We start from the raw sequence: 12129 nt of genomic DNA, 5'->3' as shown, positions 1-12129 counted from the left end.
TACTGGCCGCCTCGTTGCTCAACCCCGGGAGTTCCCATGCCCTTGCATCCTCTGTCCCTGCTGGTCGGCCTGCTGCTTGCCGGTGTGCCGCTGCTCGGCCTGGCCTGGCACCTTCAGCGTCGCCTCGGTGAAGCGCGCAGCCAGGCGATGCTCCTGGAGGAGCGCGCCACCACCGCGCAGCTGGCCCAGGACCTGCTCAACGGCCAGCTGCGCGAATGCCGCGACGAGCTTGGCGAACTGCAGCAGCACAATGCCGCGCAGCAGGCCGAACTGGCCGCCCAGCGCCGCGAGCGGGAACTGCTGGTGCAGGAGCAGCACGCCTGGAAAGCGGAGCGCGAGCGCCAGGAGGTTACGCTGCGCCAGCTGGTGGGCGAACGGGCGGGACTCGAGGCCGAGCTGCGCGAGCAGCAGCAGGCCCACCAGCAGCGTCTCCTCGACCTGCAGGCCGCCCGCGACACCCTGAAAGCGCAGTTCGCCGAACTGGCCGGCAGCATCTTCGCCGAGCGCGAGCAGCGCTTCGCGGAGAACAGCCAGCAGCGCCTCGGCCAGCTGCTCGAGCCCCTCAAGGAGCGCATCCAGGCGTTCGAGAAGCGGGTCGAGGACAGCTACCAGCAGGAAGCCCGCGAACGGTTCTCGCTGGCCAAGGAACTGCAGCGCCTGCAGCAGCTCAACCAGCGCCTGGGCGAAGAGGCCAACAACCTGACCCGCGCCCTCGAGGGCCAGAAGAACCAGGGCAGCTGGGGCGAACTGGTGCTGGAACGCGTGCTCGAGCACGCCGGCTTGGCCAAGGGCCGCGAGTACCACACCCAGGTCAGCCTGCAGAGCCCGGACGGCCAGCGCTTCCAGCCCGACGTGCTGATCCAGCTGCCGGGCGACAAGCAGGTAGTGGTCGACGCCAAGGTCAGCCTGACGGCCTACCAGGCCATGCTCGCCGCCGAGAACGACAACGTGCGCGAGCTGGCACTCAAGCGCCACGTGCAATCGCTGCGTGGGCATCTGAAGGGTCTCGCGCTCAAGGACTACCAGCGGCTTGAGGGCCTGCACAGCCTGGATTTCGTGCTGCTGTTCGTGCCTATCGAGGCGGCCTTCGCCGCCGCGCTGCAGGCCGATCCGGGGCTGTTCCAGGAGGCCTTCGAGCAGCACATCGTGATTGTCAGCCCGACCACGCTGCTCGCCACCCTGCGGGTGATCGACAGCCTCTGGCGCCAGGAGCGGCAGAGCCAGAACGCCCGCGAGATCGCCGAGCGCGCCGGCGCGCTGTACGACAAGTTCGTCGCCTTCGTGCAGGACCTGGATGAAATCGGCACGCGCCTGCAGCAGCTCGACAAGGCCTACGCCAGTGCACGCAACAAGCTGGTGGACGGGCGCGGCAACCTGATCGGCCGGGTGGAAAACCTCAAGCTGCTCGGTGCGCGGGCCAGCAAGAGCCTGCCCAACGAACTGCTGGAACGCGCCGCCGGGCTGCCGGCGCTGGAAGATCAGGACGACTGACCGGCCTTCTCCACGTCGGCAACGAAGTCGCGCAGGCGGTCGGCCAGCTCCCCAGGCTGGGCCAGCAACTGCCAGTGTCCTGCCGGAGTGTCGCGCCTCATCAGCCGGGGCACCCAGCGTTGCAGGCCTTCGAACAGCTGCGGGCGGACGAAGCGATCGCGCAACGGCACGATCAGTTGCACGGCCACTGGGGTGTGGCGTGCACGGGGCCTGCACAGGCGTGGCATGAAGTTGGCCCGGTACAACGCCACCCCGTGCAGGCCATCGGCACGCTGGCTGGGATTGGGCGGCACGTCGCGCAGCCCTTCCAGACGCTGCAGCAGCCAGGGCCAGGCCCGATCCAGGCCCAGCCGCCAGCACAGCTCTGGCAGCAGCGGCAGATGGAAGAAGCCGATGTACCAGGAGCTGAGCCATTGTCCGCCCACCTGCCGCCAGGCACCGGCGCGCTTCTCGGCCAGGCGTTCGCGCATCCAGTGGCCGACGTGGTCGAGGCATGGGCCGGACACGCTCGTATAGGACGCCAGCAGGGGTTGGAGACGCGGTTCGGTGACCGCTTCCCAGCACTGGATCGAGCCCCAGTCGTGACCCACCAGGTGCACCGGGCGCTCCGGACTGGTGGCGCGAATCACCGCCTCCAGATCCTTGGCCAGCCGCTCCAGGCGGTACGCCCGCAAGCGCCTCGGCTTCTGCGAAGCGCCGAAGCCCCGCACGTCGTAGGCAATGATCTGGAAGTCGTCGGCCAGTGCATCGACCAGCGGCAGCCAGATGGCGTGGTTGTCCGGATAACCGTGCACCAGCAGCAGGACAGGGCCGTCGGCACGCCCCCAGCGGTAGGTCGCCAGATGCACGCCATCACCCGTCACCACCCGGTGGCGGATTGGCTGGCGTAGTGTGGGTGCACACGGAATGTTGCCGTCTGACATGCGGATCTCCTGCCGGTTTCCGCACAGTCTCGACGTCCGGCCGCCAGGTGCCCACCGATCGGAGGGTGGGAAGCAGGCAGTTCCGGCCAGGGGCGCCCTATACCAGCAGCACCACCGCACCGGCCAGCAGGCCGGCGAAGATGAAGGGCAGGGTGCGCACGGCCAAGGCGCGGCCGCCAATGGCGACGATCAGCCCGGCCTTCACCAGGCTGTTGCTCAGCGCGGCGAGGAAAATGCCCTGAACGGCGATCTGATTGCCCAGTTCGCCCTGGGCGTTGCGGGCCAGCGACAGGGTAATGGCGTCCACATCGGCCAGGCCTGACACCAGGGCCACCAGGTAGACGCCCACGTCGCCCATCAGGCGTCGTCCGGCCTCCACCAGGAACAGAATCAGCGCCAGCAGCAGGGCGAAACGCAGCGCCGGGGCCAGCTCGAAGGGGTTGCTCAACGGCGCCTCGCTTTCCGCGGCGGCCGGCTCGTGGGGACGGAAGAACCACCAGAGCGCCCCTAGCAGATAGAAGGCACAGGCGACCAGCAGCGGGGCCATCAGGCTGGGCAGCAGGGTGCGGTTGATCACCCCCACCTCCAGCAGCACGCGGGGGAACATCAGCGCCGAGGTTGCCAGCAGGCCGGTGGCCAGCAGGTTGTGCAGGCTGGTCTTGTCACGCAGTCGCGACAGGCTGATGGTCATCGCCGTGGAGGACACCAGACTGCCGAGCAGCGCGGTGATCAGCAGGCCGTGGCGGGTGCCGACCAACCGCACCGCCACATAGGCGGCGAAGCCGATGCCGGCGATCAGCACCACCATCCACCAGATGCTGTAGGGGTTGAACACCTCCCAGGGACCGTAGCCCTGGTTGGGCAGGGTCGGCAGCAGCACCAGGGAAATGAACAGCAGTTTCAGCGCGCCGCTCAGCTCCAGCGCGGAGAGCTTCTGCAACGCGGCATGCAGCTGGTCCTTGAGGCTCAGCAGCAACGCCACGATCACCGCGCAGCCGGCCGCCAGCATCCGCTGGTCGCTGAGCGCCAGGCTGCCGAGCAGGAAGGTCAGCAGCAGGGCGATCTCACTGGTCATGCCCAGGTCGCCCCGGCGCAGGTCGCCGAAGTAACTGACCAGCACCAGGGCGCCGAACACCGCCAGCACGGCGATCCAGGCGCCGACGCCGAATGGCTGGCTGAGCAGCGCGGCGAGCCCGCCCAGCAGGCCGACCAGCCCGTAGGTGCGGATGCCGGCCGCCAGTTGGCCGTCGGACACGCCGCGGCTGCGCCAGCCGCGCTCGATGCCGATCAGCAAGCCGATGGCCAGGGCGGTGACGAGATCCAGCAGTAACGGGGGCATGTTCATGGCAGAAAGCGTATCCGGTGATCGGCGGTGCGTCGGCAGCCGCTCTGGAATGCGGGTTTAGCGGCATTCTGACCGGCGTGGTGCCGGCTGCCAAGCGGCTGGGTGAATACGCTCGCGGCTCATCGACTCGCCCTGCGCGCCGTGCCGGCGCGGTGGTGGGCAAGGAAACGTTGTCCACCCTACGGAACTGCCGCAGGCGTAGGGTGGATCGCGCTGCATCGATCCACCAACGCGCCGCAGACGCGCCGTGCCGGCGCGGTGGTGGGCAAGGAAAACGTTGTCCATCCTACGGAACTGCCGCAGACGTAGGGTGGATCGCGCTCCATCGATCCACCAAAGCACCGCAGACTCGCCGTGCCGGCGTGGTCAGCGCAGGCGCAGGTGCCGGCTGATCAGCGCGCGCAGCGCGGCGGGCTTGACCGGCTTGGTCAGGTAGTCGAGGCCGGAACCATGCACCTGGGCCACCAGTTCCGGGCGACTGTCGGCGCTGATCACCACGCCGGGGATCGGCTCGCCGAGGCGGCTGCGCAGCCAGCTCATCAACTGGATGCCGGTGACACCGCCGTCCAGGTGGTAGTCGACCAGCACCAGCAGGGGCTTGCTGCCGTCCTTGAGCAACTGCTCGCACTCCTGGCGGTTGCGGGCCGTCCACACCTGGCAGCCCCAGCGCGACAACAGGCTGCGCATGCCGAGCAGGATGCTTTCCTCGTTGTCCACGCACAGCACCTGCGCACCGCTCAGATTGCCGGTGTCCGGCTGGAAGGCGCCGACGCGGGGTGCGGGCTCGGTCTTGCGCGCCAGCGGCACGGTGACGCTGAACACGCTGCCGCGGCCGATCCACGAGCGCACCTCGATACGGTGATCGAGCACCTTGCACAGACCGTCGGCAATGGCCAGGCCAAGGCCCAGACCCTTCTCGGCGCGGGTCTGGTGGCTGTCCAGGCGCTTGAACTCCTCGAAGATCTCCTGGCGCTTGTCCTCGGGGATGCCCGGGCCGCGGTCCCACACCTCCAGGCGCACCTGATCGCCCTGGCGACGCACGCCGAGCAGCACCTCGCCCTTGGCGTAGCGAAAGGCGTTGGTGAGGAAGTTCTGCAGCACGCGGCGCAGCAGCTTGGGATCGCTGTCGATGCGCAGGCGGCTGCTGCGCATGCGCAGGTCCACGCCCTGTTCCTGGGCCAGCGCGCGGAACTCCACGCCCAGGGTGTCGAACAGGCTGCTGATCGGAAAGGTCTGGCGATCCGGGGTGATGCGCCCGCTTTCAAGGCGCGAAATGTCCAGCAGGTCGCTGATCAGGTCCTCCACCGAGCGCAGCGAGCTGTCCAGGTGCTGCACCAGTTCGCGGGCTTCGGCCGGCAGGCTCTGTCCGGAGTGGGCCAGCGACGCGGAGAACAGTCGCGCGGCGTTGAGCGGCTGCATCAGGTCATGGCTGACCGCGGCCAGGAAGCGCGACTTGGACTGGTTGGCGGTCTCCGCGTTGCGCTTGGCGGCAATCAGCGCCTCATTCAGCTCGGACAGCTCGCGGGTGCGCTCGGCCACGCGCTGTTCCAGGCCCTCGTTGGCTTCCTTGAGCGCCGCCTCGGCCTTACGGAATTCGGTGATGTCGGTGAAGCTCATGACGAAGCCACCGCCGGGCATCGGGTTGCCGATCAGCTCGATCACCCGGCCGTTGGGGAACAGCCGCTCGGAGGTGTGCGGCGTGCCCTGGCGCATCCAGTAGAGGCGCTTGATCACGTGGGTTTCCGGGTCGCCCAGGCCGCACAGGCCACGCTCGGCGTTGTAGCGGATCACATCGGCGATCGGCCGGCCGACATGGATCAGGTGCTCGGGATAACCGAACAGCTCGATGTAACGGCGGTTCCAGGCCACCAGGCGCAGCGACTGATCGACCACACTGATGCCCTGGGTGATGTTCTCGATGGCGCCCTGCAGCAGCGCGCGGTTGAACTGCAGCACCTCCGAGGCTTCGTCGACGATGCGCACCACATCCTCGACCTGCATGTCGCGGCCCTCGATGGCCGCCTTGACCACCGCGCGGGTGGAGGAGGCGCCCAGCACGCCGGCCAGCAGGCGCTCGGTGTGCGCCGTCCAGGCCTCGTCGGCGGCATCGGACGGATTGAACGCCTTGCCCTGGCGCATGGCGAAGCGCATGAAGCTCTGCTCGGCGCGCTCCACACCGACGAAGCGGGCGGCCAGGGCCAGCAGGTCGCTGACCTGCACCGCCAGCAGCGCGCGGCTGCTCGGCCGGTGCAGTTCCTGGCCGATGAATCGGCTGGCCTGCCAGTACTCCAGCACCCGGGTGCGGGAGAACAGCGACACCAGGGCGAACAGCAGGAAGTTGCCGATCAGCGAGAGCACCAGGCCACGGGTCAGTGGGTCCACGTCGATCCACAGCGGGAAGTGCAGCAGTGTCTCCAGGCCGGGGAACAGCTCCAGCGACCAGCCGAGGCCGCCGGCCACCAGCGGCAGCACCAGGGTGTAGAACCAGATGATCGAGCCGGCAATCAGCCCGGCGAACACGCCGCGGCGGTTCGCCTGCTTCCACAGCAGGGCGCCGAGCATGGCGGGGGCCAGTTGCCCGATGGCGGCGAAGGACACCATGCCGATGGTGGCCAGGCTGGTATTGGCGCCCAGCAGGCGATAGCTGACATAGGCCAGCAGCAGGATGACCACGATGCTCACCCGGCGGGCGGTGAGCATCCAGCTGCGGAAGGCCTCGAACGGACGCTCCTCTTCCTTGCGGCGCAGCAGCCAGGGCAACAGCATGTCGTTGGAGATCATGGTGGACAGCGCCACGCTGGCGACGATCACCATGCCGGTGGCGGCCGAGGCACCACCGATGAACGCCAGTACGGCCAGGGTCGGGTTGTTCTGCGCCAGCGGCAGGCTGATCACGAAGGAGTCCGGCTGCATGTCGGACGGCAACAGCAGTTGCCCGGCCAGGCCGATGGGCAGCACGAACAGGGCGGCGAGAATCAGGTACAGCGGGAACACCCGGCGGGCCAGGGTCAGGTCCTGGGGCGCGTTGTTCTCCACCACCGTGACGTGGAACTGGCGGGGCAGGCAGACCACCGCCACCATCGCCAGGTAGGTCTGCACCAGCATCGCCGGCCAATTCACTTCTTCCTGCCAGAACGCTTCGAGCTCCGGCGACGCCTTGGCCTGCTCGAACAGGTCGGTGAAACCGTCGAACAGGCCGAAGGTGACGAACACCCCCACCGCCAGGAAGGCCAGCAGCTTGACCAGCGATTCGAAGGCGATGGCCAGCATCATGCCCCGGTGGTGCTCGGTGACGTCCAGGCTGCGGGTGCCGAACAGGATGGCGAACAGCGCCAGCACCAGCGAGACGAGCAGTGCGGTGTCCTGGGTGCGCAGGTCGTATTCGGCCGGGTCGGCGCCGATCAGCAGGTCGAAGCCCAGCACGATGGCCTTCAGCTGCAGGGCCAGATAGGGCAGCACACCGACCAGGCAGATCAGCGCGATGGCGATGGCCAGGGTCTGCGACTTGCCGTAGCGGGCGGCGATGAAATCGGCGATGGAGGTGATGTTCTCCTGCTTGGAGATCATCACCATCTTCTGCACCACCCAGGGCGCGAACAGCAGCAGGATCGGCCCCAGGTAGATGGGCAGGAAGGCCCACAGCTGCTCGGTGGACTGGCCCACCGCGCCGAAGAACGTCCAGCTGGTGCAGTAGACGGCCAGCGACAGGCTGTACACCCAGCCGCGCATGCGCGGCGACAGCGGCGTCTTGCGGCGATCACCGTAGAAGGCGATGGCGAACAGCAGGGCCAGGTACGCGAAGGCGATGAAGGCAATCAGCCCGGGGGACAACGACATGCAGACTCCGAAAAGCGAGGCGGGACTTCGATCGTCTGGCGGCGGCGCCCACCAGGCGACCACACCTTACAAGCCTGCCTGCGCCGAAAGAAGAAAGGATACGGAGGGGAATTCTCGCAGAAAGACCGCGAAGGGCACCGATCGTTGCGACCAAGGTCGCAGGGGGACGGACGGCACGGCGGAAATGTGACGGGCTTTGCATAATCGCTGTGTTTCTTGTGGTCGTACGCCTCGGTGGGCACGGCGGATTTACCGCTTGGCTATCGTCAAGGCCTCACATCGGAGAGTCGTGCAGATGTTCAAACCCCAGCCGGTCACCCTGCGACGCGGAGCCCTGTGCCTGGAACCCCTCGCTGAAGCGGACCTTGTGGAATTGCTGAGCCTGGCCGAAGCCAATCGGCAGTCGCTGATCTACATGAACGGCCCGCTACGCCCCGACTGGTATCGCCAGGGGCTGGCCGAGCAGCGTGAAGGACAGGCGGTGATCTATGCCGTGCGGCAGGATCACGCCCTGGTTGGCACTACCCGTTTCTTCGACTTCATGCCCGGACTGCCGGCGGTGGAAATCGGCGGCACCTGGCTGGCCGAGGACCGGCACGGCAGTGGCCTGAACGCGGCCATCAAGTTCCTGATGCTGCGCCAGGCCTTCGAGCAATGGGAAATGGTCCGCGTGCAGCTCAAGACCGCCGCCAGCAACCTGCGCGCCCAGCGCGCCATCGAGAAGCTCGGCGCCCGGCGCGAGGGCCAGCTGCGCAACCATCGCCGGCTGGCGGATGGCCGGCTCGACGACAGCATCCTCTACAGCATCACCGACCGCGACTGGCCGGAGATTCGCCGCACCCTGGAAACGGAGCTCAGCGCCGCCGCCCGCCCTTGAGGATCGCCAGGGTCAGCAGCCCGGCGACGATGCCCCAGAATGCCGAACCCACGGAGAACAGCGTCATGCCCGAGGCGGTGACCAGGAAGGTCACCAGCGCCGCCTCGCGCTCGCTGGGCTCGCTCATTGCCTGGGTCAGCCCGCCGATGATCGAGGCGAACAGCGCCAGGGCGGCGATGGACAGGATCAGCGCCGCCGGCAGCGCGGCGAATAGCGCCGCCAGCGTGGCGCCGAAGACCCCGGCGATGCCGTAAAAGATCCCGCACCACACGGCGGCGGTGTAGCGGCGGGCGGGGTTCTCGTGGGCTTCCGGCCCGGCGCAGATCGCCGCACTGATGGCCGCCAGATGAATGCCGTGGGAGCCGAACGGGGCGAGCAGCACCGAGGCCAGCCCGCTGACCGTCAGCAGCGGCGAGGCGGGCACGTCATAGCCGTTGGCACGCAGCACCGCCATGCCCGGCAGGTTCTGCGAGGCCATGGCGACGATGAACAGCGGAATGCCGATGCTGATGGCTGCGCCCAGGGAAAACTGCGGCGGGGTCCATTCCGGCACCGCCAGGCGCAGCTCGAAACCGGAAAAATCCAGCAACCCCAGCGCGCCGGCCAGGCCGCTGCCCACCAGCAGCGCCGCCAGGACGGCGTAGCGGGGCAGCCAGCGCTTGCCGAACAGGTAGGCCAGCAGCATGGCCAGCACCAACGCGGGCTGCTGCTCGGCCGCCACGCAGATTTCCAGTCCGATCCTGAACAGCACGCCGGCCAGCAGGGCGGCGGCGAGGGAGGCGGGGATACGGCGCATCAGGCGGTCGAAGCTGCCGGTCAGGCCGATCAGCACGATCAGCGCGGACGCCAGGATGTAGGCGCCAATCGCCTCGCCGTACGGCACGCCCGGCAGGCTGCTGATCAGCAACGCGGCCCCGGGCGTCGACCAGGCGATCATCACCGGCGCCCGGTAGCGCAGTGACAGGCCGATGCAGCACAGCGCCATGCCGATCGACAGCGCCCAGATCCACGAGGAGATCTGCCCGGCGCTCAGCCCGGCGTTCTGTCCGGCCTGGAACATCAATACCAGCGAGCTGGTGTAGCCGGTGAGCATGGCGATGAAGCCGGCCACCACGGCGGAAGGGGAGCTGTCGCGCAGGAAGTGCGCGGAGCGCAGGGAAGGCGCGTCCATGGCGAACCTCGTCGTGGAAAGGGATTAGCCCGGCAGTTTCTCGGCCAGAGCCTGATTGACGCGCAGCCAGCCGGCAACCGCCTCTTCGCCGACCTCGCCGAAGACCGCCTGCAGGGTGCGGATCTGTTCCTGGCGCAGCTTCTGCTCCAGCTTGGCGCCTTCCGGGGTCAGCGCCAGCAAGCGCTTGCGCTTGTCGTCGGCGGCCGGGGCGCTCTCCACCAGCTGCATCTCGACCAGCTGGCGCAGCGGGATGTTCAGCGCCTGCTTGGTCACGCCCAGGCGGATCAGCAGCTCGCTGACGCTCAACCCCGGCTGGTGGGAAATGAAGAACAGGATGCGGTGATGCACCCGCGACAGGCCCCGCCGCGCCAGCATTTCGTCCGGCTTGGCGGTGAAGGCCCGGTAGGCGCCGAAGAAGGCTTCCATGATCTGTCGCTGGCCGGTGCTTTTTTTTAGGTCAGTCATATTGACGTTTTCGCGAGCCGAGGCGTAATTTTCAGGTCAACAGGTTTGACCCAATTCTCTGCCTATCGCCCCGGTGACATCAATGGCTTTTTCCGAACGCATTTCTCGTCTCAAGAGCTCCCTCATCCGCGAAATCCTCGCCGCCGCACAGCGTCCGGAAGTGATGTCCTTCGCCGGTGGCCTGCCGGCCGAGCCCATGCTGCCGACTGTGGACTGGAGCGCCATGCCGGCCTCGGTGTCCCAGTACGGCATGAGCGAGGGCGAACCGGAGCTGCGCGAGCTGATCGCCGCCGAGGCCCGCTCGCTGGGCCTGGACTGCGAGGCGTCGCAGGTGCTGGTCACCTGTGGCTCGCAGCAGGCGCTGGACCTGGTCACCAAGCTGTATGTCGACCCGGGCACCGAGATCCTCGTTGAATCGCCCACCTACCTGGCCGCGCTGCAGTCCTTCCAGCTGTTCGGCGCCCAGTGCCTGGAAGTGCCCCAGGAAGCCGACGGCCCGAACATCGCGGCCCTGCGCCAGCGCCTGGAAAACCACAAGCCGGCGTTCGCCTACCTGATCCCCACCTTCCAGAACCCCTCGGCGGTACGCTACAGCGAAGCCAAGCGCGACGCTGTGGCGGCCCTGCTGGACGAGTTCGGCGTCACCCTGGTGGAGGACGAGCCCTACCGCGAACTGGTGTTCGATGACTACAAGGCTGCACCGATCACCAGCCGCCTGAAGACAACCGGCTGGATCTACACTGGAACCGTATCCAAGACGCTGCTGCCGGGGCTGCGCGTGGGCTATCTGATCTGCAGCAAGGAGCTGTTCCCGCACTTGCTGCGTCTCAAGCAGGCTGCCGACCTGCACACCAACCGCATCGGCCAGTGGCAGGCCGCGCAGTGGCTGGGCACCGAGAAATTCCAGCGCCATCTGGCCGAGCTGCGCAGCTTCTACCGGGTGCGCCGCGATGCCATGCAGAAGGCGCTGGAAGAGCACTTCGGCGAACTGGCCGACTGGAACATGCCGCAGGGCGGTCTGTTCTTCTGGCTGAAGCTGAAGAACCCGATCGACACCCGTGCGCTGATGCACAAGGCGCTGGCCGTGGATGTGGCCTTCATGCCGGGCGAGGCCTTCTTCATCGACCCGGACAGCAATCCCGGTTACATGCGACTGAACTTCAGCCATGTGGCGCCGGAGCGCCTGGGTGAGGGCCTGCGCCGGCTGGCCGGCGTGGTTCGGGAAGCCCAGGCCGCCAACGCATAGCCGTGTGAGGAGTATTGCGAGATGTTCAGGGTTTACGGGGATCACCGCTCGGGCAACTGCTACAAGGTCAAGCTGATGCTGCACCTGCTTGACCGGCCCTACGAATGGGTGCCGGTCGATCTGACCAGCGGCGAGACCCGCTCCGAGGCCTTCCGGGCCATCAACCCCAACGGCAAGATTCCCGTGCTGCAGCTGGAAGATGGCACCAACCTGTGGGAATCCAACGCCATCCTCAACTACCTGGCCGATGGCAGCACCTTCCTGCCCAGTGATCCGCGCCTGCGCACCCAAGTGCTGCAGTGGCAGTTCTTCGAGCAGTACAGCCACGAGCCGTACCTGTCGCGGGCCCGCTATATCAAGGTGTTCGAGGGCAACCCCGACGCTTGTCGCGAGGAGTACGAGGCCAAGTGCTACGACGGCTACCACGCCCTCGACGTGATGGAGCAGCAGCTCAAGCGCACCCCGTTCCTGGTCGGTGACGCCTGCTCCATCGCCGACGTGGCGTTGTATCCCTTCACCTCGCTGGCCGAGGAATCGGGTTTCGACCTGAGCAACTACCCGGCCATCCGGGCCTGGCTGCAGCGGGTGGCAGCCCTGCCGGGCTACATTCCCATCACGGCGGAATAAGGCGTGCCCTTCGTGGGAGATTCTATGTTGCCCTGCAAGCGCTTTTAGGCAGTTCGAGGGATGTAATCCTCCCGCTTCTTCATCAGGGCAAAGGCGATCCTGGCCAGCTTGCGGGCCAGGCACACCCCGCGCCGGGGTGTTACCGAC

Annotated in this window: 9 protein-coding genes; 4 read left to right on the top strand and 5 right to left on the bottom strand. The window is 67.4% G+C overall.

The features are described from left to right. Positions 1-36: 36 nt before the first annotated feature. The gene (locus SF06_RS16545) at positions 37-1491 is read left to right on the top strand and encodes a DNA recombination protein RmuC (protein WP_039562724.1); all 1455 of its coding nucleotides are present in this window, start codon (positions 37-39) and stop codon (positions 1489-1491) included. Here SF06_RS16545 and SF06_RS16540 read toward each other — a convergent pair. The 3 genes from SF06_RS16540 to SF06_RS16530 form a co-directional block, all read right to left on the bottom strand. Next, positions 1479-2414 carry an alpha/beta fold hydrolase gene (locus tag SF06_RS16540; protein WP_051587390.1) on the bottom strand — a complete coding sequence of 312 codons (936 nt, stop codon included), beginning with the start codon at positions 2412-2414 and terminating at the stop codon, positions 1479-1481. The two genes, SF06_RS16545 and SF06_RS16540, sit on opposite strands and share 13 nt — an antisense overlap. 97 nt (positions 2415-2511) lie before the next feature. Next, positions 2512-3759, bottom strand: a complete 1248-nt coding sequence (locus SF06_RS16535; RefSeq protein ID WP_027590120.1) for an MgtC/SapB family protein — start codon at positions 3757-3759, stop codon at positions 2512-2514. A 366-nt stretch (positions 3760-4125) separates the two neighbouring features. Continuing rightward, complete coding sequence (locus SF06_RS16530) at positions 4126-7596, bottom strand: hybrid sensor histidine kinase/response regulator (protein WP_039562722.1); 3471 nt, start codon at positions 7594-7596, stop codon at positions 4126-4128. A 295-nt stretch (positions 7597-7891) separates the two neighbouring features. On the opposite strand from SF06_RS16530, the gene SF06_RS16525 reads away from it, so the two are divergent. Then, positions 7892-8473 carry a GNAT family N-acetyltransferase gene (locus SF06_RS16525; protein ID WP_027590118.1) on the top strand — a complete coding sequence of 194 codons (582 nt, stop codon included), beginning with the start codon at positions 7892-7894 and terminating at the stop codon, positions 8471-8473. Here SF06_RS16525 and SF06_RS16520 read toward each other — a convergent pair. Continuing rightward, positions 8451-9644, bottom strand: coding sequence for a benzoate/H(+) symporter BenE family transporter (locus SF06_RS16520; protein WP_027590117.1), 1194 nt, complete (start codon positions 9642-9644; stop codon positions 8451-8453). The two genes, SF06_RS16525 and SF06_RS16520, sit on opposite strands and share 23 nt — an antisense overlap. 24 nt (positions 9645-9668) lie before the next feature. Beyond that, positions 9669-10109, bottom strand: a complete 441-nt coding sequence (locus SF06_RS16515) for a MarR family winged helix-turn-helix transcriptional regulator (RefSeq protein WP_027590116.1) — start codon at positions 10107-10109, stop codon at positions 9669-9671. Between the two features lie 82 nt (positions 10110-10191). Between SF06_RS16515 and SF06_RS16510 the strand changes: the two genes are divergently transcribed. Both SF06_RS16510 and SF06_RS16505 read left to right on the top strand, forming a co-directional pair. Continuing rightward, positions 10192-11355, top strand: coding sequence for an aminotransferase-like domain-containing protein (locus tag SF06_RS16510; protein WP_039562721.1), 1164 nt, complete (start codon positions 10192-10194; stop codon positions 11353-11355). Positions 11356-11376: 21 nt separating this feature from the next. Then, positions 11377-11982, top strand: coding sequence for a glutathione S-transferase family protein (locus tag SF06_RS16505; RefSeq protein ID WP_027590114.1), 606 nt, complete (start codon positions 11377-11379; stop codon positions 11980-11982). The last annotated feature ends 147 nt before the right edge of the window (positions 11983-12129 follow it).

The organism is Pseudomonas flexibilis (assembly GCF_000802425.1).
Taxonomy (GTDB): domain Bacteria; phylum Pseudomonadota; class Gammaproteobacteria; order Pseudomonadales; family Pseudomonadaceae; genus Serpens; species Serpens flexibilis.
The sequence above is the reverse complement of the archived record's forward strand: the minus strand, read 5'-3'. Positions and strand labels throughout refer to the sequence as shown.